The organism is Achromobacter sp. CSND-B12, assembly GCF_052906545.1.
Map to the genome: position 1 here is coordinate 956,235 of NZ_JBREGJ010000001.1, position 23,562 is coordinate 979,796.

Consider the following 23,562-nt stretch of genomic DNA (forward strand, 5'->3'; position numbering starts at 1 on the left):
AGGCCTCCTCGCCGGTGAGCGGGCGTGGCCAGCAACCCGCGTTCCGCGCCGGCGGCGCCCGGCCTGCGCGCGCCGACCTGGCCCGTCCGCGTGCCGCCCAGGACGGGCGGCACGCGGGCCAGGATGTCAGCCGCGCAGGGCGGCTTCCCGCCGTCCGCGCACGACGGCCTTGAACAGATGCGCCACCGCGGCCGCGAAGGCCTCGTCGAACCAGGGATTGGCGCCGCTCACCGCCACCACGATGCCGTCGATGCAGACGCTGCCCCATACCGTGGAATCCTTGGCCTGCAGCAGGTGCGGGCGCGCCACGATGACCTCGTGGCTGGACAGGCCGGTGCGCCAGCTCAGGCGCGCCTTGCCGCGGGCGAACGCGCCATAGTCGGCATCCCAGCGCTGTGGATCGCCCACGCTTTCCTCGTACAGGATGGCGCTGGGAAAATCGCATTCGCCCGGCCTGGCCAGCGGATTCATGACGACCACGTGCAGAAAGCCGCTTTCGCCGACGCGGGTGTCGGCGCGCGCGGCCTCCAGCATGGGCAGGGCCAGCCGCACGGCCTGGGCGGCCGCATCGCGTTCCCAATAAGCGGCCAGGGGCAGGGATTTCATGGTGTTCTCCTTGTCGATGAATGGACCTTCAATGACGGGCGTCGTCGCGCCAGACGCGCCGCAACGCGTGGCACAGCTCGGGCGGCACCGGGCGGCGATGACGCCGGACCCAGCGCCATTGCGCCAGCGCGTCGGCGCAGGCGCGGGCGCGGGACCGCCAGCCGGGCAAGGCGCGCAGCACCGCCCAGCTGCGGGCCAGCGCCAGGCCGATGGGCAGGCGCAGCCATGCCGTCCACAGGGCGTTGCGCGCCAGCAGGCGGCGCCGTTGCGGCGCATCGCGCTGCGCGGACGGCCAATGGTGGGTCTGCACGGCCGGCGCGTAGGCGATGCGCCCGCCCGCCGCACGGATGTCCAGCGCCAGCAGCGCTTCCTCGCCGCCGATGAAGAATCGCGGCCAGTAGCCTCCGGCGCGCCGGAAGGCATCAACCCGCATGACGCAGGCGCCAGCCATGAAGCCGACCAGCTCCGGTCCGACGCCGGCCAGTGGCGGCAAAGGACTGCGCGCCATTGCCGCGCAGGCCGGATCCAACCGCGCCTCGGGACCAACCCGCACCTGCGCATTGAGCACCGCGAGCGATTCATGCCGGTCGAGGATATCGGCCGCGCGCGCCAGCGCCCCCGGCGCCCACCAGGTATCGTCGTCGCAGAACGCGACATAGGGCGTGGTCACGCGCGCCACGCCCAGGTTGCGGCCGGCCGCCCCAAGGTTGACGCCGGCCCGCAGCACCTGCGCCTGGGGAAACTCGCGCTCGATGGCATCGGCGCTGCCATCCTCGCTGCCGTTGTCCACCACGATGATGGCGTAACGGCGTGGCAACGAGACCAGCCGCTCCAGCGTGCGGCGAAGCTCCTCGCGCCGGTTGCGGGTCAGCACCACGATGGCGATGCGCGGGTCCGGGAGCGCCACGGCGGTCATCCGTCCACCAGGTGCCAGTAGCGTTCCTCGCGGCCCAGGTCGGCCGGCGCGCGTTGCAGGCCCTTGAGCTGTGAGGCGTACGCCGCCACCGCCCGGGGCTTGGCGCGCGTATCCAGCGCGAGGTCGGCCGGCGCGGCGATCACGCCCCGGCCATGCAGCCGCGCGAAACGCGCCTGGACGATGCCGGGCAGGCACCGGTACGGCACGTCCTCGTAGGCCAGCCAGGCCGGCCCGCGCCAGGCATCGCGCACCATCAATCCCGCATCGCTGACGCGGACGTGGTCGGCATGCAGCAGGCCAAGCGGAATCGCCACCGCGTCCGGCCGCAGCTCGGCCAACGTGCGCATCAACGCCTCGGTCAGCGCCGGCAGGCAGGCGTCGGCGCACGCGGCGTACTGGCTGTCGAGAAATCCCAGGGCCAGGCCGCGGCCGCGCACCAGGGCCATGGCCCTGGCATCTTCCCGCCGCCGTTCCCGCATCGCCTCGGCCGAGCTGCCGAAGCCGCAACGGCGGTCCCAATCCGTCAGCACATGCGCGGCGTCCGGCATGCCGGTGTAGACGGTCACCACCGTGCTGCCCGGCCGCGCGCCCAGCAGCGCGCCGCAGCTCAGCACGGCGTCGTCCAGGTGGGGCGACACGACCACGATGCGGGGCATCGATGGCAGGATCTCGCGCGCGGCGGCGGCGGGGAAATATGAAGCCGGCATGTTCAAGCCATTCCTGTCGATCTGACTGAGCGCCACAGCAACTCCCGTGCCTCGCCCCGGTGCCGGCGGCGGCACGGCATTTGCTGCCCGCCGGCATTCACGCATGAAGGAGACGATATGCTGACGTCCTGGTTTTCCGGCGCGCCCGCCGACCATCCCATCGCCCTGTGGCTCGCCGCCGTGGCGCTGGGGGTCGCGCTGTTTCTGGCGCTGACGCTGGTGTTGCGGCTGGCACGGTCGCGCCTGGAGCGGCTGGCCCAGCCGGCCGGCCATGGCGCGGCCGGCGCGGCGGCGCGCGTGCTGCGGCGGACCAGCTGGCTGATCCTGGCGCTGGCCTCGCTGCTGGTCGCCGCCGACCTGACCGGCGCGCCCTTTCCCGGGCGCTCGGGCGCGGGCCACCTGTGGTTCGTCCTGGTGGCGCTGCAACTGGCGCTGTGGCTCGACCGCGGCATTGAGGTCGGCCTGACCCATGCGGTGGCCGCGCGCGGACGGGCCGGGTCGATCACCGCCACCCTGCTCTCGTTCCTGTTGCGGGCGCTGGTCTGGGTGATCGTACTGCTGGCCATGCTCGACAATGTCGGCGTCAACATCACCGCGCTGGTCGCCAGCCTGGGCATCGGCGGCGTGGCGGTGGCCCTCGCGGTCCAAACCATCCTCAGCGATCTGTTCGCATCGATTTCCATCGGCCTGGACAAACCCTTCGAGGCGGGCGACTTCATCGTCTTCGGCACGGTGGCCGGCAGCATCGAACACGTCGGCCTGAAGACCACGCGGATCCGCAGCCTGGGCGGCGAACAGATCGTCTGCTCGAACACCGAACTGCTCAAGCAGACGATTCAGAACTACAAACGCATGCAGCAGCGGCGCATCGTCTTTTCGATCCGGGTGACGTATCACACCCCGGTCGACCAGGTGGCGGCCGTGCCCGGCATCATCCGCGCCCAAATCGAACGGCAGCCCGACACCCGCTTCGATCGCGCTCACCTGGCCCGGATGGCCGAGAGCGCGCTGGAATTCGAGGCGGTCTACTACGTGATGAGCGCCGACTACAACCGCTACATGGACCTGCAACAGGCCATCTACCTGGGCGTAATGCGCGACCTGCAGGCCGCCGGCATCGCGCTGGCGCTGCCGGAGAGCATCCTGCACCTGGCGCGGCGCGCCCCGCCCGGCGGCGACGAGCGTCGCGCCGAAGCGGGGCCGGCTTGATCAACGGGTGTCGGTCGAGCCGCCGGAGCCGGCCGACGCACCCGAGCCGGGCATGCCGCCCTGGCCGGTCGACCCGGTGCCGCCCTGGCTGCGCGGCGCGCCGCGGCTGTCCGAACCGCCTTCGCCGCCGAGCCGCTCGGCCGGCCGGTCTTCCTTGGCCGGCCGGGGCTCGCCCTGCGGCGGCTCGTGCCGGGCGCCGGCCCCGGGCTGGGTTTGCCGCGATGGCGCTTGCGCCGGCGGCCGTGGTTCGCCCTTATGCTTGCTGGCGTCGGGCGTGGCGGCGGGCGGCGCCGCGCCGCCGTTGGATTGCCCAGCCTGCGCCAGGGCCGGGCCGACAGCCAGCGTGTTGACGGCAATCGCGGCAGCGATGATCAGTGCGGTCTTCATGGAATCTCTCCGATAGCGGTCGCCGCGCCCGGCATGGGCGCGGTGTGGGATTGCGCGTGGCAGGCGCGCGCTTCTGCCTGGGCGGCGCCGGGCGCAAGCGGCGGCGGCAGCGTGGCCGGCGCCAATGCCCTGCGCAACAGCTTGTCCAGCTGCGCCAGCCCGGCGTCGAGGTCGCCCTGGATATGCACGCGCAGGCACGGGCGGCCGCGCGCCATCAGCTCCTCCATGTCCCCCAGCGCCTGCGCGGCCTGGGTTGCGCCGAAGCCGGCCGCATAGCCGGGCGCGGCCAGTTCGCGCGGCGCGTCCGCGGTGATGAACAGGAATCGTCCGCAGGCCGTGCCGCCCTTGTGCAACTGGCCGCAGGAATGCAGATAGCGGGGGCCGAAGCCACCCAGCGTGGCGGCACCGGTCCCGCGTCCAATGCAGTCGCGCGCGGACGCCAGCCACCTTTCGCAGGCCGGTCCGCGCGGCAGGTAGGCCAGCAGCGCCATGTACCCGCCCGCCCGGGCCGGCGCGGCGTGCGTCGCCAGCAATGCCGCCGCGGATGCGGCGGTGGCGGTGGCGGGGACGGTCTTGCCATGGAAGGCCAGCGCGCCCTCCACGAGCAACGGTTCATCCGCCTGCGCGGCGACGGCCCCGCCGCCTGCCAGCGCCCGGGTGCGCGCCTTGCTCGCCTCGACGTCGGGCTGGTCGAAAGGGTTGACCCCGAGGACCGCCGCGGCGACGGCGGTGGCCACCTGCCAGCGGAAGAACTCCTGTCCGATCGCCAACCCCGCGCCGCTGGTGCAGGTCAGCACGGGGTGGCCGGCGGCGGCCAGTTCACTCGCGTGCGCGGCCAGCTCGGCGTCCGGCGCCTGCGCGCTGGCCAGGTGCACGAAAAGGCGGTCGCGGCGGTATGCCGCGGGCTGGCAACGGGGCTCGTCCGCGACCGGGATCAGACCCTTGCCGTCCTTGCCGGTGGACTCGGCCAGCAACTGTTCGAGCCAGCATCCCAGCGGCCGCAGCCCCGGGTCCGCCAGCAACGTGACCTTGTCATGGCCTGCCAGCGCGGCCTCGCCCAACAGCGCGCCCAGCACCAGCCCCGGATTGCGATGCAGCGCCACCTGCGCCGAGCAGGCCCGCAACATGGGCTGCATGGCACGCAGCAGCGCGGCGGGATCGTGGCCGAGCAATGCCGCGGCCACCAGCCCGAACGGCGACAGCACCGAATTGCGGCCGCCCACCGTCGGCTCGCCCTCGAACACGGCGGCGTAGCCGTCGCGCAGCGCGCGCGCCTGCAGCGGCGTGCCGGGGTCGGTAATGGCGACGAAGCGGCGGCCGGCCTCGCGCCGTCCCAGCAGCGCGGCCACGCGCTGCTGGAAATACGCGGCCAGCATGCCGGATTCCAGCGTGGTGCCCGACTTGCTGGCCACGACGAAGAGGGTGCGGGTCAGGTCCAGGCGGGCTTCGAGGGCCAAGATCTGCGCCACGTCGGTCGAATCCAGAACGTGCAGGCGCAAGCCGCCCGCGGCCACGCCCAGGATGTGGGCCAGCGCTTCGGCCCCGAGGGTTGCGCCCCCCATGCCCAGCAACACCGCGTCGGCGTGGCCCGCCACGCACAGCCGGCGGCAGATGGCGGCCAGGCGGGCCGGCCGGGCCGGGCCTGCGCCCGGCCGTAGCCAGCCCAGCCACTGGTCTTCATCGGCGCCGGTCCACAGCGTCGCGTCGCGGGCCCACAGCCGCTGTACCCAGGCTTCGCGGTGCGCCAGCGCCAGGCGCTGGTCCAGGCGCTCGGCCAGGGCCGGCGGCAGCGCCGAGGCAAAACCATTCAGGGCGGTGCGCGGCCGTCGGCCAGCGGCGGGCGGATGGGCGGCGTCCGCGGGCAGGCGCAAGCGGCGTCCGCGGATCGCCGGGGAAAAAGAGGATGGCACATACATGTCCATGGGGGTTCCTAGAGCGAGCGCCAGCTGCGCACCCATATCTGTTGTTCGGGACCCGTATCGCCAAGACGGTCGATGCCCGGGGTCTGCTGCGGGTCGACGCCCGGCATGGGATTGGGAAGGCCGTCCGGCGGCCAGCGCCCGTGCCGATCCGGTTCGCGCTTGCGCGCCGGCGGATCGGGCAGCTCCGCCGGCGACTGGTCCGGCGGCCCCGGCCGGTTGCGGCCTGGTATGTTGGCGTCTCGGGGATCGGGTGTGGTGGCCATGACGGGTCTCCCGGTATGTTGCGAACAGGCCCTAGGCGGCCTTGCCGGCCCGCGCCGCCTTGGCGTTGGCCTGCTCCAGCGCCAGCGTGCTGAGCTTTTCGTCGGCGGCCTTTTCCTCGGCCAACGTTTCCTTGAGCAGCGTCAGCGCCTCGGTCTGGCCCAGCTGCTTGGCGAAGGTGCACAACGTGCCGTAGCTGGCGATTTCGTAATGCTCGACCTTCTGCGCCGCGGCGATCAGCGCGGCGTCCAGCACCGGGCCTTTTTCGACCTCCTCGATCACGTCGCGGCCTTCCTCGACCAGGCCTTCCATGGCCGCGCATTTGATGCGCTTGAGCCGCAGGCCGGAGGCATCGGCGATGCGGTCGATGCGCTCGACCTGGCCGCGCGTCTCCTCCAGGTGCGACGTGAACGCCTCGGCCAGCTTGGCGTCGCTGGCGGCGCGCGCCATCTTCGGCAGGGCGCGGGTAAGTTGCTTCTCGGCACTGTAGATATCGGACAATTCATGGATGAACAGATCCTGCAAGGTCTTCTGCGTCATTGCTGACTCCTGTGGGATTGAAGTGCGTGGGGTTGCTGCGCGGGGCCAGATGGCGCCCGCCCCGCGTTACTCAGCAACCGCCGTGCCTCCCCGCCCGCATTCCGCCACGCCAGGCGCGGCCCGGCGCCGAAAGCCAGCCCGGCCCCCGGATGCGGCGGCTTCAATCCGCCTTCTTCTTGAGCACGCTGATGTTGCCGTCGGCCTCCATGTAGGCGCGCCGCACTTCGCTGACATCCGTCACGCCTTTCAGGCGCAGTTCGCTCATCAGTTCCTCTTCGGTGATGTACTCGCGCCGCAGGTTGCGGCGCGCGATGACGCCGTCATGGATCAGGCAGACCTTGTCGGCCGCCAGCAGCCGGCCGATCGGCTTGATGAAATAGCCCGCCCTGTCGACGATGACGGTCCAACCGACGATCGTCGACACCAGCACCAGGCCGTCGACGATGGACTTGTATTCCCCGGCCATCGCGTTCTGCGCGGCGTCGGCGATCAGCACCAGCACCAGCATGTCGGCCACGCCGAACGAGCCGATATCGCGGCGGCCGGCCACGCGCAACAGCACGAAGATGAACCAGTAGACGATGGAGCCGCGGATGATGATTTCGAGCGGCGATATCGAGAAGGTGAACATCTCCGACCAGTCAGGACTCATGATCTTTCTCCCAGGCGTGAAACGGCGACGCCCCCTCGGCGCGCCGCCGCAATCCGTTCATTTCGGGCGCGGATCGCGGATGCCGCGGTCCAGCCCCGCCATCCCGCCGCGCCGCAGGCGCGGTATGAAATTCGCCACGGCCCGCGCCACGTTGCGCACTTCCTGCTGCACCGCGCGGTCGCGATCCAGTTCCTCGTGGCTGGTGGCATAAGGCCGGTAGTAGCCGATATAGCGGTCCAGCCGCGACGACGCGCCGGCGTCGATCAGCCCCATCCAGTCCAGCCAGTCGCTGAGCGCGCGCCGCTGCGCCTCGATGCCGGCCACGTCGCCGTGCACCACCAGGCCGTAGGCGCGCCCGGCCAGGTGCTTGGGGTAGGGCCAGCCGTCCAGTTCGACCTGCTTGGCCTTGAGCGGATCCTTGCCGCCCGTGAGAGTGGGGTCGGGGTTGCCGCCATCGGCGCACACCAGCCGGTCGATCATCAGCTTCAGGGGACTGGGCGATTGATACCAATAGGAGGGCGCCACCAGGATCACCCCATGGGCCGCCACCCATTGTTCGTAGATCGCGGCCATGGCGTCGTTGTCCTGCCCCAGCGAATGATTGGGGTAGCAGCTGCAGGGCCAGTGGCACAGCGGCATCGCCGTGGAGACGCAGCCCTTGCAGGGATGGATCCGGTATTCGTATTCCGACACCAGGCGGCTGAGGTCCAGGGTGTCTGTCCGCATGCCGGCGGCCCGCAGTTCCTCCAGCAGGATGCGGGCCAGCCGCCAGCTCTTGGAGACCTCGCCCGGACAGGTGCCGTCGTTGCGGGACGCGCCGACGACCACCAGCACGCGGGAAGGCGTGGCCGGATCCTGTTGCGCGCGCTCGGCGAGCGCCAGCCGGTCTCGCGTTTCCTTCCACTCCACCGACAGGTCATAGTCGGGATCGGCGTGGCCGGGGCCGGCCTTGACGGTGATCGGGGCCTTGCGGCCCTGCGCGTAGGCGTCCCAGGCGATCGCCTCGAGCCGCGCCAGCGCCGCCCGCTCGGCCTGGAACGCCGGATCGTAGAAGCGGCGCATGAAGCGGGCGCGGAACGTTTCACGCTCGAGCTGCCCGGTGTACTGCCCCTTGCGGACCGTCGGTTTGTCGTCTGTCATCTCTGCCTCCGGCTGCGGGCGCGCTTGCGCCGCTGGGTCCTGGCGCGCGCGGTGCAGGCCGCCGCCAACGCCAGCAGTTTGTCCTCGTCCAGGCGTTCGGCATCCACCAGCCTTTCGTCGGCCCCTTCGAGCGCGATCAGCAGTTCGTCCAGCTTCAGGTGCAGCGCCTCGCTGTCTTTGTTCTGGCTCTGCTGGATCAGGAACACCATCAGGAAGGTCACGATGGTCGTGCCCGTGTTGATCACCAGTTGCCAGGTCTCGGAATAACCGAACGCGGGGCCCGAGATTCCCCACAGGATCACCGCGATCAACGCCAGCCCGAATGCCACCGGCGATCCCGCCCAGCGGGTCACATGGGCGGCAAAATGGTCGAAGAAGCGCGACACCGGATTGCCCTTGGCCGCGTTGCGGGCCGCGGCGGGTCGGGGCGGCGGGGTCCGCCGCCTCGGTACGCGGGTAGCTGCCATGGTGCTCCTTTCGGTCGGGACGGAAACCGTGCTCAGCAAATTGCGTGCCCGCCGCCACGGATGCGGGCATGCTAGGCTGGCGCTATTGCGGTCCGCCGGATTCCGATGAAATCCATTCTGCAGTCCGAGAAATACCTGCTGCTGGCCTGCCTGGTGGCCGTGGCGGGATACGCGGTCGATCCCCGCCTGGGCGATCACGGCCGGCTCGCCAGCGCGCTCGAGACGGCCGTGCTGGTCACGGCCATCCTGGCGGCTTCGCTGAGCGTGGCGCGCCACGCCGAACGCATCGCCCAAAAGCTGGGCGACCCCTACGGCAGCATGATCCTGACGTTGTCGGCGGTGCTGGTGGAAGTGATCGTGCTGGCCATCGTCTCGTCCCGGGCCGCGTCGCCGACGCTGGTGCGCGACAGCATCTATTCGGCCGTGATGCTGGACATCAACGGCATCCTGGGCGTGGCCGCGCTGCTCGGCGGCTTCAAACATGGCGAGCAGGCCTACAACGACGATTCCGCCCGCACCTACAGCGTGATGATCCTGACCGCGGTGACGGTATCGATGGTCATCCCCGAGTTCGTCCCGCAAGCCGGCTGGCGCGCCTACAGCGGCTTCACCATCGTGGCGATGCTGTTGCTCTACGGCGTATTCCTGCGCATGCAGACCGGCCCGCACAGTTATTTCTTCAGCTACAGCTATCCCGACAAGAAAACCCGCCGCCCGCTGCCGGCGTCCGGCTATCCGAGCCGGCGCCAGTCGGTTGCCGTGATGGCCGCCGGCATCATCGCGGTGGGCGCGCTGGCCGAGCTGATGTCGCACTCCCTGAACCGCAGCCTGGCGGGCATCGACGTGCCTGTCGGGCTGGTGGCGCTGATCGTGGCCGGCATCTCGGCCGCGCCGGAAATGCTGACCGCCCTGCGCGCGGCGCTGGCCAACCGCATGCAATCGGTGGTCAACATCGCGCTGGGCGCCTCGCTGTCCACCGTGATCCTGACCGTGCCGGCCATGGAAGCCATGGCGCTGCTCTCCGGCCAGCGCATCGACATGGCCATGACGCCGCTGCAGACCGTGATGATGCTGGCGACCCTGCTGGTGGCCGCCATCAATCTGAACGACGGCCAGACCAATGCGATCGAAGGCATGACGCACTTCGTCCTTTTTGGCACTTTCCTGATGTTGCTGGGCCTGGGACTGTAGGAGCCGCCGCGCCAGGCACGGGAATTGCTCCGGCGCAAAGATTCCCGCGCCTGGAGACGCCATGTCCGCCATGACCTTGACGGTGCTGACCGTCAACACCCACAAGGGCTACACCAGCTTCAACCGCCGCTACATGCTGTACGACCTGCGCGAAGCGCTGCGCTCGGCGGCGCCCGACCTGGTCTTCCTGCAGGAGGTGGTGGGCGAACACCAGGATATGGCGGCGCGCCATCCAGGCGACCACGGAGCGGCGGCATCGCAGTACGAATTCCTGGCCGACACGCTGTGGCGCGACTTTGCCTACGGCCGCAACGCCGTGTATCCCGCGGGCCACCATGGCAATGCCGTGCTGTCGCGCTATCCGATCGCGCGCTTCGAGAACCACGACGTCAGTGTCGGCGGCCACGAGAGCCGCGGCCTGCTGCATTGCGAACTCGAGGTCCCCGGGCAGGCCGGCCCCGTCCATGCGATCTGCGTGCACCTGGGGCTGCTGGCGCGGCATCGCGAACAGCAGATCGCCAGCCTGTGCCGCCTGGTGGCGCGCGACGTGCCGGCCGGCGCATCCCTGCTGATCGCGGGCGATTTCAACGACTGGCGCCTGAAGGCGGACCACCTGCTGCGCGACTGCCGGGTGCAGGAGGTGTTCACGTCGCGCCTGGGGCGGCCGGCCCGCACCTTTCCCGCCCGCTGGCCGCTGCTGCGCCTGGACCGCATCTACGTGCGCAACGTGCGCGGCTGGCGCCCCGTGCCGCTGGCCTCGCGCGTCTGGTCGCGCCTGTCCGACCATGTGCCGATCGCGGCGGAGATCTCGCTATGACCCCCCCGCCCCTGGGCTGGCGCAGCGGCAACCGCTACACGCTGCTGGAGAACGGCGAAGCCTATTTTCCCGCGGTGCGCGCCGCGGTCGACGCGGCTGCCCGCGAAGTGCTGATCGAAACCTTCATCCTGTTCGACGACGCGGTCGGCCGCGACCTGCAGCGCACGCTGATCGCCGCCGCCGGACGCGGGGTCAGCGTCGACATCCTGGCCGACGGCTACGGCTCGGATGAATTGTCCGAGGAATTCCTGGCGGCCCTGACCGGCGCGGGCGTCCGCGTGCATCTGTTCGACCCGCGCCCGCGGCTATTGGGAGTGCGGACCAACCTGTTCCGGCGCATGCATCGCAAGATCGTGGCGGTGGACGGAACCTGCGCATTCGTCGGCGGCATCAATTTCTCGGCCGACCACCTGCCGGACTACGGTCCCGAAGCCAAGCAGGATTACGCGGTGCGGGTGGAAGGCCCGCTGGCCGCCGACATCGCGGACTATGCGCGCGCCGCGCTGGGCGCCGATCGACCGCGTCGCCGGCGTCGCGGCCCGCTCGAGCCCATGCCGGCGGGCGATGGCGGCGGCCGCCTGGTGGTGCGCGACAACCAGGGCCACCCCACCGATATCGAACGCTACTACCGCGCCGGCCTGCGCGCGGCGCGCCAGGACGTGCTGATCGCCAACGCCTATTTCTTCCCCGGCTACCGCCTGCTGCACGATCTGGCCAGCACCGCCCGCCGCGGCGTGCGGGTGCGCCTGCTGCTGCAAGGCGAACCCGACATGCTGGTGGCGCAGCTGGCGGCCAGCATGCTGTACGACTATCTGATCGATGCCGGCGTCGAGATCTTCGAATACTGCAAGCGGCCCCTGCACGCCAAGGTCGCCTGCGTCGACGAGGACTGGTCCACGGTGGGATCCAGCAACCTGGACCCGCTCAGCCTGGCGTTGAACCTGGAAGCCAACGTGGTGGCCCGCGACGCCGCGCTCAATGCCAGCCTGCGCGCCAGCCTGGAACGGCTCATCGCCGAGGACTGCCGGCCGGTGCGGATGCGGCCGGGCTCGCGCCGGCGCCTGCGCCGCTTCTGGGTGGGCGTGGTGGTGTTCCATTTCCTGCGCCGCTTTCCCGCCTGGGCCGGCGCGCTGCCGGCGCACAAACCGCGCTTGCGCACGCTCGACGAGTCCGGCCAGCGCGAAGGCGAGGCATTATGAGCCTGTACCGTTCCCGCCTGATGCGCGCGGCCCGGCATCGCTGGCCGCGCATCAAGAAGGTGCTGCCCTGGGTGGTGCTGGCAGTGGCGGCGGCCCTGCTGGTGTATTTCGGCAGCTCGGTCGACTGGCCGCAGGTCTGGCAGGCCGTGCGGCGGATCCCGCGCGATACGGTCCTGCTGGCCGCCGCCCTGGTGGCGCCGGCCTACCTGGCGTACGCGGCCATGGACCTGCTGGGCCGGCGCTACACCGGCCATTCCCTGGCCTGGCCCAAAGTGCTGGGCGTGGCGATGCTGAGCTATGCGCTGAACCTGAACCTGGGCGTGCTGGTAGGCGGCCTGGGCGCGCGGCTGCGCCTGTATGCCCGGCTCGGCTGCCGCAAGTCCGTCGCCACGCGGGTGGCGTTGTTCTCGGCGGTGTCGAACTGGGTCGGCTATGGATGGGTGGCCGGGGTGTTGTTCGCCAGCGGCGCGATCGTGGTGCCGGCGGGCTGGGAAATCGGCGGCGGCATGCTGCGGCTGCTGGGGGTGGGGCTGCTGGCGATGGCCATCGCCTATACGTGGGTCTGCGCGCGCGCCACGCGGCGCGCGGCCACGTGGATGGGAATGCGGGTGACGCTGCCGCGGGGACGCATGGCTGCGCTGCAAAGCGTGACGGCGGGGCTGTCGTGGATGCTGATGGGCGCCATCATGTATGTGCTGCTGCAGGGCAAAGTCGCCTATCCGATGGTGCTTGGCATCCTGCTGTGCACCAGCTTCGCGGCGGTGGTGACCCGGGTGCCGGGCGGCCTGGGCACCACCGAAGCGATCTTCGTGGCGGCCCTGTCCCCGCGGCTGCCGGCGGCCGAGGTGCTGGGCGCGGCGCTCGGCTATCGCGCGCTGTACGCGCTGGCGCCCCTGTGCCTGGCCCTGCTGGCCTTTGCCGCGGTCGAGATCCGCCTGGGCTGGCGCAGGCGCCACCCCCAGCCGGTGTCGGGCCAATGATTACAAAAAGGGGCACAAAAAGGTAACGCAAGGGGGTGGCGCCAACCGACAACGACCGGCGGCGGCGCCAGGGGCCACGGCCATGGCGCGCTCTCGCCGGCGCGGCGCCGGGCATGCCACTTGCGTAGGGACGAGTCTTGCGGACATGGCCCCGGTTCCCGAGGCCCTCCGCCGACTCCGGAGCAAGCATGGCGACAACAAGAATTCTCATCGTGGCGGCAGAAGCGTTCCCCCTGGCAAAGACCGGGGGCCTGGGCGACGCCATCACCGGCATGGCGCGCGCGCTGGCCCAGGCGCACATGCAACCGACACTATTGCTGCCCGCCTATCGCGGCGTTGCGCAACGCCTGCGGCCGGCGCGCCCGGTGGCCGACCTGGCGGGCCTGCCCGGCGGCGACGCGCGCCTGCTGGCGGGGGTCTGCCCGCAGTCGGGCCTGTCGTTCCTGCTGCTGGAAAACGACGCGCTGTACGACCGCGCCGGCCTGTACCTTGACGACAACGGCCAGGAATATGCCGACAACGCGCTGCGCTACGCGGCCCTGGCCCATGCCGCGGTGCGCATCGCCCAGGGCCTGCCCGGCCTGCCGCGCCCCGAACTGGTGCACGCGCATGACTGGCATGCGGCGTTGACGCCGCTATTGCTGCGCGCCACGGGCGTCACGGACGTGAAAAGCGTCCTGACGATCCACAACCTCGCCTTCCAGGGGCCGGCGGCGCTCGAGGATGCGCCCCTGCTGGGAGTTCCCGCGCCATTCCTGGGCGAAGACGGCGCGCAGGCCTGGGGCCGCCTGAATTTCATGAAGGCGGGAATCCGCTATGCCGACCGCGTCACCACCGTCAGCCATCGCTACGCCCGCGAGATCCTGACCCCCGAATTCGGCTGCGGACTGGACGGCGTGCTGCGCGAGCGCGCGGCCGACCTGTGCGCGATCGCCAACGGCATCGACACGCAGCTGTGGAACCCGGCGCGCGATCCGCACCTGGGACCGCTGCGCTACCACCCCGACGACCTGGCCAACAAGCGCCTGTGCAAGGCCGCCGCCCAGCGCGAATACGGCCTGCGCGAAGACCCGCAGGCCACGCTGCTGATCATGTGCAGCCGGTTGACGGGACAGAAAATGGCCGACGTGGCGGCGCTGGCCCTGCCGCGGGCGCTGGAAGCCCATCCGGCGCTGCAGGTCGCGGTGCTGGGCCAGGGGGAACGCCACCTCGAAGCCGCGCTGCGGGACCTGAGCCAGCGCTATCCCGGGCGCTGCGCGGTGCGCATTGGTTACGAGGAAGCCGGCGCCCACCGGCTGCAGGCGGCCGGCGACATCCTGCTGCACGGCAGCCGCTTCGAACCCTTCGGCCTGACCCCCCTTTACGCCATGCGGTATGGCACCTTGCCGATCGGCTCGCGGGTCGGCGGCATGGCCGACACGATCAAGGACCCGGGACCGCAGCAACCGCTGACCGCCATGACCGGCGCCACCGGCGTGCTGTTCGACGGCAGCGCGCCCGAGGACATGGCGGCGGCGATTTCGCGCGCGCTCCATCTGCATCAACACGCCACCTTGTGGCGCGCCATGCAGCGCAACGCCATGACCGCGGATTTCAGCTGGCGCCCCGCCGTGGCGGAGTACCTGGCGCTGTTCCGCTCGCTCACGGGCGACGCGCCCGCCCCGCTGGCCGGCGGCGCGCAACCGCTGCCGGCGATCGCCGCGCCGCGACTGCGGCGCGTGCGCCAGGCGTCGACGCTCGGCGCCCCCGCGCCGCTGTAGGAGCCGCGCATGGCAGCCCCCTCCTCCTCGTCCGGCAACCCGCACATGCCGCGCATCTACTACGCGCGCGCCGGCCTGCCGGCCGAGGCCGCGGCGCGTGAGCCGCTGCTGGCCGGCTTGCGCCACGAGGGTTTCACGGCGGTGCTGGTGCCGGTTCCCTGGCTCTGCCCGCCCGGCGCGCGCTCGCTGGCCCCGGTCGATGCCGACCTGGCGGCGGCGCCGGACGGGCGCACCGAACCGCTGCCGGCGCGGCTGGCGCGCGATGCCCGCAGCGCCGCGGACCATGGCTTGGCGCTGCTGCTGCGGCTCGAGTTGCAACGGGTGGCCCGCCAGGCCCATGGCGCCACCGCCCCCGCCGCCTGGTACCAGGACCCGGTCGATGACCCGGCGCGCGATCCGCGCCTGCCCTGGCGCGAGCACGACGTGCGGCAGCTGCGCGACGGCCCGCCCGCGGGTTTCATCGAGGCCTGGGCGGCGCGCCTGCTGCGCTGGACGCGCAGCGGCGTGGCCGGCTACGTGGTACAGCCGCCGCCCATGCTCGATGCGCGCGCCTGGCGGGCATTGTTCGAACCGTCGCGCCAGCTCAATGGCGACCTGCGCTGCCTGGCATGGACCCCGGGCCTGCCGCCCGCGGCGCTGGAACGCCTGCGCGGCGCGGGTTTCGACGCGGTCTTCTGCTCGCTGCCGTGGTGGGACTACCGCGCGCCGTGGCTGGCCGAGGAACTGGAGCGCCTGCATGCGGTGGCGCCCGTGATCGCCCCCACCTGCGCCCTGGAGGGAGACGAACCGGAGCCGGACGAGGACGCGTCGGAGCGCCCCGCCGTCGACACCCGCCGGGGCTGGGCGGCGGCGTTCTGCGCCGCCGGCTGGCTCGCCGGAGACCTCGACCGCGCGGCCGGCGCCGCCCGCGTCAACTCCTGGCTGCGCGAGGCGCATGTCGCCGGCCCGCCGCGCATCGTCGTCGGCCGCGACGGCGGCGCCACCTTGCTGCTGCGCGCGACCGGCGACCAGGGCGCCGCGCTGCTGGCGCTCAATCCCGACGACACGGGCGCCGCGCGCGTCGACTGGGACCTAGCCGCCGGCCTGCTGCCCGCGGGCGCGATCAAGCCCCGCGACGACGCCCCGGCCGATGACACGCTGGCGCCCGCGGCCTGCGCCCGCTACGACGTGTCGGCGGCGCTGCCCGTATGCGCCGCGCCGCGCAACGCGGCCATGCTGCGCAATGACGCCGGCGCGCAAGCGCGCGTGGCCATCGAACAGGTCGCGCCCTCGGTGGACGCCGGCGCGCATGCCGTCAAATGTCGCGTGCACGAACTGGTCCGGGTGCAGGCCGACATCTTCATGGACGGGCATGACCGGCTGGCGGCCGAGCTGCGCTGGCGCGCCGACGACGAACCCGCCTGGCACAGCGTGCCGATGTCCCTGGCCGCCAACGACCGCTGGGACGCCGCCTTCCGGCCAGGGCGGATCGGGCCCCACGCCTTCCAGGTCGCGGCCTGGTACGACGCCTGGGAAAGCTACCGGCACGAGCTGGAGGTCAAGCATGCCGCCGGCGCCAGCCTGCGGCTGGAGCGCGAGGAAGGCCTGCAACTGCTGCGCGAGGCCGACCAGCGCGGCGGGCAGGACGCCCCGCCCGGCGCCGGCGCCGGCCTCATCAAGCGCGCGCTCAAGCTTTGCGCGGCGCGCGATGCCCAGGCCGAACCCGATGCGGACCAGATCGAGATGCTGCTCAGCCCCGCCCTGGCCCAGGCCATGCGGACGCTGGACAGCCGCCCGTTCGAGTCGCTGTCCGCCATCTACCCGGTCTGGGTCGACCGGCCGCAGGCCGTGCACGCCGCCTGGTATGAGCTGTTTCCCCGTTCGCAGGCGGCCGAGCCCGGCCGGCATGGCACGTTCGATGACGTCATCGCGCGCCTGCCCGACATCCGCGAAATGGGCTTCGACGTGCTCTACCTGCCGCCGATCCATCCCATCGGCCAGGCCAACCGCAAAGGGCGCAACAACAGCCTGAGCGCCGGACCGGACGATGTCGGCAGCCCTTACGCCATCGGCTCGCCGGCCGGCGGCCACGACGCCATCGAACCGCGCCTGGGCACCCTGGCGGACTTCCTGCGGCTGGTCAGGGCGGCCGAGCGGCATGGCCTTGAAATGGCCCTGGACTTCGCCATCCAGTGCTCGCCCGACCATCCCTGGCTGAGCCAGCATCCCGACTGGTTCTCGTGGCGGCCCGACGGATCGCTGCGCTATGCCGAGAATCCGCCGAAGAAGTACCAGGACATCGTCAACGTGGCGTTCTACGGCCCCGCGCCCAAGCGCGCCCGCAAGCTCGGGCTGTGGCGCGCGCTGCGCGACATCGTGCTGTTCTGGGTGGGACACGGCGTGCGCATCTTCCGCGTCGACAACCCGCATACCAAGCCCTTGCCCTTCTGGCAGTGGCTGATCGCCGAAGTCCATGCGCGCCATCCGGACGTGCTGTTCCTGTCCGAAGCCTTCACCCGGCCCAAGATGATGTACCGGCTGGCCAAGGTGGGATTCACGCAGTCGTACACCTACTTCACCTGGCGCAACGACAAGGCCGAGCTCGAAGCCTACCTGCAAGAGATCTCGCATGCGCCAGCCGCGGATTTCTTCCGCCCGCACTTCTTCGTCAACACGCCGGACATCAATCCGCTCTTCCTGCAGACCAGCGGCCGTCCCGGCTTCCTGATCCGCGCGGCCTTGGCGGCGCTGGGCTCGGGCCTGTGGGGCGTCTACAGCGGCTTCGAACTGTGCGAGGCCGCGCCGGTGCCGGGCAAGGAGGAATACCTGGATTCGGAAAAATACGAGCTGCGCCAGCGCGACTGGCGCCAGCCCGGCAACATCCGCGCAGACATCGCCCGCCTGAACCAATTGCGCCAGGCCAACCCCGCCCTGCAGAGCCACCGCGGCCTGACGCTGGCGGCAAGCGGCAACGACCGCGTCATCGCCTTCGCCAAGGCCACGCCGGGCAACGGCAACGTGGTGCTGGCGGCCATCAGCCTGGATCCGTTCCATCCCCAGACGGCCCGGGTCGAGCCGCCCTACGCGCTGTTCGCGCCGCCCTGGCCGGACGGCCTGGTGGCCGAGGACCTGCTGGCCGGCCAGCGCGAAACCTGGCGCGGCGAGCGCGAGGTGGCGTTGTCCCCCGACCAACCCTATCGCATCTGGCGGCTGTCGCGTCATGGCTGACGCCGCCAGGGAGCCCATGCCCATGATCAGCCAACCCCACCCCCAGGACGACGGCCTTTGGTACAAGGACGCGGTGGTCTACCAACTGCATGTGAAGTCGTTCTTCGATTCCAACGACGACGGCGTGGGCGACCTGCCCGGGCTGATTTCCAAGCTCGACTACATCGCCAACCTGGGCGTCGATACGATCTGGCTGCTGCCCTTCTACCCTTCGCCGCGGCGCGACGACGGCTACGACATCGCCGACTACCGCGGCGTGCATCCCGACTACGGCACCGTCGCCGACGTGCGCAAGCTGATCCGCGCGGCCCACGCGCGCGGCCTGCGCGTCATCACCGAGCTGGTGGTCAACCATACCTCCGACCAGCATCCGTGGTTCCAGCGGGCGCGCACCTCGCGGCCCGGCTCGGCGGCGCGCAATTTCTACGTTTGGTCGGACAACGACAAGGCCTATGCCGGCACCCGCGTGATCTTCTGCGACACCGAGAAGTCCAACTGGACCTGGGACCCGGTGGCCAACGCCTACTTCTGGCACCGCTTCTACTCGCACCAGCCCGACCTGAACTACGACAATCCGCAGGTGCTCAAGGAAGTGCTGGCGGTGATGCGCCACTGGCTGGACATGGGCGTGGACGGGCTGCGGCTGGACGCCGTGCCCTACCTGGTCGAGCGCGAGGGCACCAACAACGAGAACCTGCCCGAGACCCACCAGGTGCTCAAGCGCATCCGCGCCGTCATCGACAGCGAGTATCCGGGCCGCCTGCTGCTGGCCGAGGCCAACCAGTGGCCCGAGGACGCGCAGGAGTATTTCGGCAATGGCGACGAATGCCACATGTCGTTCCACTTCCCGCTGATGCCGCGCATGTACATGGCGATCGCGCAGGAAGACCGCTTTCCCATCACCGACATCATCCGCCAGACGCCCGACATCCCCGCCACCTGCCAGTGGGCCATCTTCCTGCGCAACCACGACGAACTGACGCTGGAGATGGTCACCAGCCGCGAACGCGACTACCTCTGGAGCGTCTACGCGGCCGATCCGCGCGCCCGCATCAACCTGGGCATCCGCCGCCGCCTGGCGCCGCTGCTGGAACGCGACCGGCGGCGGGTCGAACTGATGAACAGCCTGCTCTTGTCGATGCCCGGCACGCCGGTGCTGTACTACGGCGACGAACTGGGGATGGGCGACAACGTGCACCTGGGCGACCGCGACGGCGTGCGCACGCCGATGCAATGGTCGCCCGACCGCAACGGCGGCTTCTCGCGCGCCGACCCCGAACGGCTGCCGCTGCCGGTGCTGATGGGGCCGCTGTATGGCTACGAGGCCGTCAACGTCGAGGCCCAGCAGCGCGACCCGCACTCGCTGCTGAACTGGACGCGCCGCATGCTGGCGCAGCGCCGCCAGACCCACGCCTTCGGCCGCGGCACGCTGCGCTTCATCCAGGCCGGCAACCGCAAGATCCTGGCCTACCTGCGGCAATGGCGCGACACCACCATCCTGTGCGTGGCCAACCTGTCCAACGCCGCCCAGCCGGTAGAACTGCCGCTGCAGGCCTTCAACGGCCGCGTGCCGGTGGAGATGCTGGGCGGCACGCCGTTTCCCGCGATCGGCGAGCTGCCCTACCTGCTGACGCTGCCGCCCTACGGCTTTTACTGGATGGACCTGAGCGCCGAGGCGGCGCCGCCCGGCTGGCACGCGAGCGCGCCGGAACGCATGCCGGAGCTGGCCACGCTGGTGTTGCGCGGCCATACCAACGCCGTCCTCACGGATGGCTCGCGCCAGACCCTGGAAACCGAAGTGCTGCCGGAATACCTGGCGCGCCAGCGCTGGTTCCCCGGCGCCACGCCGCCCGCCCGGGCGTCGCTGGCCTACGCCACGCCCTTCGGCGCCGGCCGGGCCGAATCCTTCGGCGCCGGCACTACCGAATACTACTGGGCCGAAGCCGAGCCCGCCGACGCCGCGGTCGCGCGGCGGGTGCAGATCCCGTTCGCGCTGGTCTGGGACGAGGCCGCGCAAGTGCAGTACCCGATCGCGCGCGTGCGGCGCGGCCCTGAAGTCGGCATCCTGGCCGATGCCTTCCTGCAGCCCGGCTTCGTGCTGGGGGTGGTCGACGCCCTGCGCCACGGCCGCGAATGGGATGGCCGGCAAGGCGGCAAGCCGGGCGAGCGGCCCGGCGTGATCCGCAGCCTGCCCGAACCCGGCATGACGGAACTGGCGCTGGACGCCGAACCGGCGCTGCAATGGATCAGCGGCGAGCAGTCCAACAGTTCGGTGGTGATCGGCGGCAAGGCCATCCTGAAACTGCTGCGCAATGCCCCGCCGGGGCTGTCGGCGGAAGTCGAGATGAGCCGTCACCTGACCCGCGCGGGCTATGCCAACATCCCCGCGCTGCTGGGCGAAATACAACGCGTGGACGGCGAGGGCGTGCCCTGCACGCTGGCGGTGCTGTACGCCTACATCGCCAACGAAGGCGACGCCTGGAACTGGACGCTGGACTACCTGAAGCGCACGCTCGCCACCGCGCTGCTGGGCGGCGACAGCCCCGAGGAATTCGAAGCCAGCCTGGAAGGCTATGCCACCCAGGCCGCCACCATCGGCCGGCGCCTGGCGCAATTGCACCAGGTGCTGGCGCGGCCCAGCGACGATCCGGCGTTCGCCCCGGCCATCGCGTCGCAGGAAGAGGCCGATGCCCTCGCCGCGCGCGTCGTGGGCCAGCTCGATCAGGCCGCCCAGGCGCTGCGCGCCTGTGTCGACAGCCTGGAGGAACCTTCGCGGGCCTGCGCCCAATGGCTGTTCGACCACCACGGCCGCCTGGTGGCGCGGATCGAGCGCATGGCGCAGGCCCTCGCCGGCAGCCCGCTGATCCGCGTCCATGGCGATCTGCACCTGGGCCAGGTGCTGGTGGCGCAGACCGATGCCTACCTGATCGACTTCGAGGGCGAACCCGACCAGCCGCTGTCCCTGCGCCGGCAACTGGCCTCGCCCGCCAAGGACGTGGCCGGCATGCTGCGGTCGTTCGACTACGCGGCCGCCGCCGTGGCGCGCCACGATCCGCTGGGCGGCGCCCCCACCGACGCCAACGCGGCGCCGATGGAAAACGTCGCCACCGCGAATTCGCCGGCGCAGTTGCGCGATGCGTTGCTGGCGCGCTTTCGCGCCCGCGCCACCGAGGCCTTCCTGCAGGGCTACGAGGAAGCCGGAGCCGCGCCGTCGCCGGCCTGGCGCACCCTGCTGCAACTGGCCCAACTGGAAAAGGCCGCCTACGAGATCGGCTACGAGGCCGGCCACCGCCCCGACTGGATCTCCATTCCGCTGTGCGCGCTGTCCGGCCTGGCGCATGCGCTGGTGCAGAACGCGGCGATCGACGCCGAGGACCCGACGCCATGAGCCGCCGCAACCACGCCCCGCGCGCCAGCGCCGCATCCCCGCATCCCGCGCCGGCCGCCCTGGACGCGGCGCAGCGCGCCGCGCTGCTGACCGGCGCCCATGACGACCCGTTCGCCGTGCTCGGGCCGCATGACGGCGGTGTGCGCGCGCTGCTGCCCGGCGCGCGCTCGGTGACCGTGGTCGCCCCCGATGGCGCCCGCTTCCCGCTGGCCGACGAGGGCGATGGCCTGTTCAGCGGGCCGGCCGGGCCGGCCCGGGCCGGCGCCGGGCATTCCTACCAACTGGACATCGAATGGCCGGACGCGCGCCAGCATGTCGCCGACACGTACGCGTTCGGGCCTCTGCTGCCCGCCGAGGCGCTGCAGGGCCTGCGCGACGGTGACTGGCGGGCCGCGCTGGCGTGGCTTGGCGTGCGGCCCGCCAGCGTCGACGGCGTGGACGGGGTGCGCTGCGCCGTCTGGGCGCCGAACGCGCGGCGCGTGGCGCTGGTGGGCGACTTCAACAGCTGGGATCCGCGGCGCCACGGCATGCGCCTGCGCCACGAGGCCGGCGTATGGGAACTGTTCGTGCCGGGCGTCGCGGCCGGCGCGCGCTACAAATTCGCAATCACCGACGCCACCGGCGCGGTCCGCTTCAAGGCCGATCCGCACGCCCGCCGCGCCGAACCGCCCCCGGCCACCGCCTCGATCGTGGATGCGGCCGCCCCCTATCCCTGGACCGACGACGACTGGATGCGGGCGCGCGGCGAACGCCATGCGCCCGGCGCCCCCATCGCCATCTATGAAGTCCACGCGGGCTCCTGGCTGGCGCCGGACGGCGGCTGCCCGTGGCGGCAACTGGCCGACAAACTGCCCGCCTATGCCTCCTCGATGGGTTTTTCGCACATTGAGCTGATGCCCATCATGGAACACCCGTTCGGCGGATCCTGGGGCTATCAGCCGCTGGGGTTGTTCGCGCCCAGCGCGCGCTTCGGCCCGCCGGCGGCATTCGCGCACTTCGTCGACCGCTGCCACGCGGCCGGCATCGGCGTGATCCTGGACTGGGTGCCGGCCCACTTCCCCGATGACGCGCATGGATTGGCCCGCTTTGACGGCACCGCGCTCTACGAGTACGACGACCCGCGCGAAGGCTACCACCCCGACTGGCACACATTGGTCTACAACCTGGGCCGGACCGAAGTCCGCGCCTTCATGATCGCCAGCGCGCTGCACTGGCTGCGGCGGTTCCACGTCGACGGCCTGCGGGTGGACGCGGTGGCGTCGATGCTGTACCGCGACTACAGCCGCCGTCCCGGCGAATGGATTCCGAACCGCCACGGCGGCCGCGAGAACCTGGAGGCCGTCGACTTCCTGCGCGGCCTCAACCAGGCCGTGCGCGACGAGGTGCCCGACGCCATGATGATCGCCGAGGAATCCACCGCCTGGCCCGGGGTCACCGCGCCGGTGGCGGACGGCGGCCTGGGCTTCCACTACAAGTGGAACATGGGCTGGATGCACGACACGCTGCGCTACCTCGCCGAAGACCCGGTGCACCGCAAGTACCACCACGGCGAGCTGACCTTCAGCATGGTCTATGCCTATGCCGAGCGCTACGTCCTGCCGCTGTCGCACGATGAAGTGGTGCACGGCAAGGGATCGCTGCTGAACAAGATGCCGGGCGACGTCACCGCCCGCTTCGCCAATTTGCGCGCCTACCTGGGCTACATGTGGGCCCACCCCGGCAAGAAACTGCTGTTCATGGGCGGCGAGATCGCGCAGGCCGCCGAATGGAACCATGACGCTCCGCTCGACTGGAACCTGCTGGACGATCCGGCCCGCAAGGGCATCCAACGACTGGTCGGCGACCTCAATCGCCTGTACCGCTCCCAGCCCGCGCTGCATGCCCGTGAAGCCGATCCCGCCGGCTTTGCCTGGGTCGTGCTGGATGACGCCGACAACAGCGTGGTCGCCTTTCTGCGCACGGACGGCGCCGCGCAGGTGCTGGCGGTCAGCAACTTCACGCCGGTGGCGCGCGCCGCCTACCGTGTCGGCGTGCCGCTGGGCGGGCGCTGGGACGAGATCCTGAACACCGACGCCGGCAGCTACGGCGGCACCGGCGCCGGCAATCTTGGCCGGGCGCAGGCGCGCGCCGAGCCGGCGCATGGCCATGCCCAGTCGCTGCTGCTGACGCTGCCGCCGCTATCCACCCTTTACTTCCTGCATCGAGACGAATGA

Annotated in this window: 19 protein-coding genes; 9 read left to right on the forward strand and 10 right to left on the reverse strand. The window is 71.2% G+C overall.

Translation table 11 applies throughout. The features are described from left to right. Positions 1–126 precede the first annotated feature (126 nt). Genes ACUTAG_RS04285 through ACUTAG_RS04295 form a run of 3 tightly spaced genes read right to left on the reverse strand, consistent with a single transcriptional unit; the run spans position 127 to position 2,229 of the window. On the reverse strand, positions 127–606 hold the full coding sequence (locus ACUTAG_RS04285) for a hypothetical protein (protein WP_026382858.1): 480 nt from the start codon (positions 604–606) through the stop codon (positions 127–129). Between the two features lie 28 nt (positions 607–634). Further along, entirely contained in the window at positions 635–1,522 is an 888-nt protein-coding gene (locus ACUTAG_RS04290; RefSeq protein ID WP_082385403.1) for a glycosyltransferase family 2 protein, read from the reverse strand. Further along, positions 1,519–2,229 carry a PIG-L family deacetylase gene (locus tag ACUTAG_RS04295; protein WP_187378311.1) on the reverse strand — a complete coding sequence of 237 codons (711 nt, stop codon included), beginning with the start codon at positions 2,227–2,229 and terminating at the stop codon, positions 1,519–1,521. The genes ACUTAG_RS04290 and ACUTAG_RS04295 overlap by 4 nt, the downstream gene beginning before the upstream one ends. Before the next feature lie 117 nt (positions 2,230–2,346). Between ACUTAG_RS04295 and ACUTAG_RS04300 the strand changes: the two genes are divergently transcribed. After that, on the forward strand, positions 2,347–3,438 hold the full coding sequence (locus ACUTAG_RS04300; RefSeq protein WP_054485663.1) for a mechanosensitive ion channel family protein: 1,092 nt from the start codon (positions 2,347–2,349) through the stop codon (positions 3,436–3,438). On the opposite strand, the gene ACUTAG_RS04305 is transcribed toward ACUTAG_RS04300, so the two are convergent. From ACUTAG_RS04305 to ACUTAG_RS04335, 7 genes are all read right to left on the reverse strand, one after another. Beyond that, on the reverse strand, positions 3,439–3,825 hold the full coding sequence (locus tag ACUTAG_RS04305; protein WP_054485664.1) for a hypothetical protein: 387 nt from the start codon (positions 3,823–3,825) through the stop codon (positions 3,439–3,441). Beyond that, positions 3,822–5,747 carry a hypothetical protein gene (locus tag ACUTAG_RS04310; protein ID WP_446650002.1) on the reverse strand — a complete coding sequence of 642 codons (1,926 nt, stop codon included), beginning with the start codon at positions 5,745–5,747 and terminating at the stop codon, positions 3,822–3,824. Before ACUTAG_RS04310 ends, ACUTAG_RS04305 begins: the two co-directional genes overlap by 4 nt. A gap of 8 nt (positions 5,748–5,755) precedes the next feature. Further along, positions 5,756–6,010: a hypothetical protein gene (locus ACUTAG_RS04315; protein WP_006384484.1), complete on the reverse strand. Its 255-nt coding sequence runs from the start codon at positions 6,008–6,010 to the stop codon at positions 5,756–5,758. 31 nt (positions 6,011–6,041) lie between these two features. After that, entirely contained in the window at positions 6,042–6,548 is a 507-nt protein-coding gene (locus tag ACUTAG_RS04320; protein WP_054485666.1) for a YciE/YciF ferroxidase family protein, read from the reverse strand. Positions 6,549–6,708: 160 nt separating this feature from the next. Then, entirely contained in the window at positions 6,709–7,200 is a 492-nt protein-coding gene (locus ACUTAG_RS04325) for a DUF421 domain-containing protein (protein ID WP_054437062.1), read from the reverse strand. 57 nt (positions 7,201–7,257) lie between these two features. After that, on the reverse strand, positions 7,258–8,340 hold the full coding sequence (locus ACUTAG_RS04330; RefSeq protein WP_446650003.1) for a flavodoxin family protein: 1,083 nt from the start codon (positions 8,338–8,340) through the stop codon (positions 7,258–7,260). Continuing rightward, complete coding sequence (locus tag ACUTAG_RS04335) at positions 8,337–8,807, reverse strand: low affinity iron permease family protein (RefSeq protein ID WP_024069735.1); 471 nt, start codon at positions 8,805–8,807, stop codon at positions 8,337–8,339. The genes ACUTAG_RS04330 and ACUTAG_RS04335 overlap by 4 nt, the downstream gene beginning before the upstream one ends. A 105-nt stretch (positions 8,808–8,912) precedes the next feature. On the opposite strand from ACUTAG_RS04335, the gene ACUTAG_RS04340 reads away from it, so the two are divergent. The 8 genes from ACUTAG_RS04340 to glgB all read left to right on the forward strand — a co-directional run bounded on the left by ACUTAG_RS04340 (position 8,913) and on the right by glgB (position 23,562). Then, positions 8,913–9,998 carry a calcium:proton antiporter gene (locus ACUTAG_RS04340; RefSeq protein WP_006384479.1) on the forward strand — a complete coding sequence of 362 codons (1,086 nt, stop codon included), beginning with the start codon at positions 8,913–8,915 and terminating at the stop codon, positions 9,996–9,998. Between the two features lie 61 nt (positions 9,999–10,059). Further along, positions 10,060–10,815, forward strand: a complete 756-nt coding sequence (locus ACUTAG_RS04345) for an endonuclease/exonuclease/phosphatase family protein (protein WP_054497645.1) — start codon at positions 10,060–10,062, stop codon at positions 10,813–10,815. Then, positions 10,812–12,014, forward strand: coding sequence for a cardiolipin synthase ClsB (clsB, locus tag ACUTAG_RS04350; protein ID WP_020928727.1), 1,203 nt, complete (start codon positions 10,812–10,814; stop codon positions 12,012–12,014). Before ACUTAG_RS04345 ends, clsB begins: the two co-directional genes overlap by 4 nt. Next, on the forward strand, positions 12,011–12,994 hold the full coding sequence (locus tag ACUTAG_RS04355; protein ID WP_026385222.1) for a lysylphosphatidylglycerol synthase domain-containing protein: 984 nt from the start codon (positions 12,011–12,013) through the stop codon (positions 12,992–12,994). Before clsB ends, ACUTAG_RS04355 begins: the two co-directional genes overlap by 4 nt. 188 nt (positions 12,995–13,182) lie before the next feature. Beyond that, positions 13,183–14,754 (forward strand): glycogen synthase GlgA, encoded by a 1,572-nt coding sequence (gene glgA / locus ACUTAG_RS04360; RefSeq protein WP_446650004.1) that lies wholly within the window; start codon positions 13,183–13,185, stop codon positions 14,752–14,754. Positions 14,755–14,763: 9 nt separating this feature from the next. Further along, positions 14,764–17,961, forward strand: coding sequence for a maltotransferase domain-containing protein (locus ACUTAG_RS04365; protein ID WP_446650005.1), 3,198 nt, complete (start codon positions 14,764–14,766; stop codon positions 17,959–17,961). A gap of 22 nt (positions 17,962–17,983) precedes the next feature. Continuing rightward, entirely contained in the window at positions 17,984–21,349 is a 3,366-nt protein-coding gene (gene treS / locus ACUTAG_RS04370; protein ID WP_446650006.1) for a maltose alpha-D-glucosyltransferase, read from the forward strand. Continuing rightward, positions 21,346–23,562, forward strand: a complete 2,217-nt coding sequence (glgB, locus tag ACUTAG_RS04375; protein WP_446650007.1) for a 1,4-alpha-glucan branching protein GlgB — start codon at positions 21,346–21,348, stop codon at positions 23,560–23,562. Before treS ends, glgB begins: the two co-directional genes overlap by 4 nt.

Excerpts from the sequence above, each read along its gene's own strand:
- ACUTAG_RS04285 (WP_026382858.1), bottom strand. The coding sequence starts at position 606 with ATGAAATCCCTGCCCCTGGCCGCTTATTGGGAACGCGATGCGGCCGCC.
- ACUTAG_RS04290 (WP_082385403.1), bottom strand. The coding sequence starts at position 1,522 with ATGACCGCCGTGGCGCTCCCGGACCCGCGCATCGCCATCGTGGTGCTG.
- ACUTAG_RS04295 (WP_187378311.1), bottom strand. The coding sequence starts at position 2,229 with ATGCCGGCTTCATATTTCCCCGCCGCCGCCGCGCGCGAGATCCTGCCA.
- ACUTAG_RS04300 (WP_054485663.1), top strand. The coding sequence starts at position 2,347 with ATGCTGACGTCCTGGTTTTCCGGCGCGCCCGCCGACCATCCCATCGCC.
- ACUTAG_RS04305 (WP_054485664.1), bottom strand. The coding sequence starts at position 3,825 with ATGAAGACCGCACTGATCATCGCTGCCGCGATTGCCGTCAACACGCTG.
- ACUTAG_RS04310 (WP_446650002.1), bottom strand. The coding sequence starts at position 5,747 with ATGGACATGTATGTGCCATCCTCTTTTTCCCCGGCGATCCGCGGACGC.
- ACUTAG_RS04315 (WP_006384484.1), bottom strand. The coding sequence starts at position 6,010 with ATGGCCACCACACCCGATCCCCGAGACGCCAACATACCAGGCCGCAAC.
- ACUTAG_RS04320 (WP_054485666.1), bottom strand. The coding sequence starts at position 6,548 with ATGACGCAGAAGACCTTGCAGGATCTGTTCATCCATGAATTGTCCGAT.
- ACUTAG_RS04325 (WP_054437062.1), bottom strand. The coding sequence starts at position 7,200 with ATGAGTCCTGACTGGTCGGAGATGTTCACCTTCTCGATATCGCCGCTC.
- ACUTAG_RS04330 (WP_446650003.1), bottom strand. The coding sequence starts at position 8,340 with ATGACAGACGACAAACCGACGGTCCGCAAGGGGCAGTACACCGGGCAG.
- ACUTAG_RS04335 (WP_024069735.1), bottom strand. The coding sequence starts at position 8,807 with ATGGCAGCTACCCGCGTACCGAGGCGGCGGACCCCGCCGCCCCGACCC.
- ACUTAG_RS04340 (WP_006384479.1), top strand. The coding sequence starts at position 8,913 with ATGAAATCCATTCTGCAGTCCGAGAAATACCTGCTGCTGGCCTGCCTG.
- ACUTAG_RS04345 (WP_054497645.1), top strand. The coding sequence starts at position 10,060 with ATGTCCGCCATGACCTTGACGGTGCTGACCGTCAACACCCACAAGGGC.
- clsB (WP_020928727.1), top strand. The coding sequence starts at position 10,812 with ATGACCCCCCCGCCCCTGGGCTGGCGCAGCGGCAACCGCTACACGCTG.
- ACUTAG_RS04355 (WP_026385222.1), top strand. The coding sequence starts at position 12,011 with ATGAGCCTGTACCGTTCCCGCCTGATGCGCGCGGCCCGGCATCGCTGG.
- glgA (WP_446650004.1), top strand. The coding sequence starts at position 13,183 with ATGGCGACAACAAGAATTCTCATCGTGGCGGCAGAAGCGTTCCCCCTG.
- ACUTAG_RS04365 (WP_446650005.1), top strand. The coding sequence starts at position 14,764 with ATGGCAGCCCCCTCCTCCTCGTCCGGCAACCCGCACATGCCGCGCATC.
- treS (WP_446650006.1), top strand. The coding sequence starts at position 17,984 with ATGATCAGCCAACCCCACCCCCAGGACGACGGCCTTTGGTACAAGGAC.
- glgB (WP_446650007.1), top strand. The coding sequence starts at position 21,346 with ATGAGCCGCCGCAACCACGCCCCGCGCGCCAGCGCCGCATCCCCGCAT.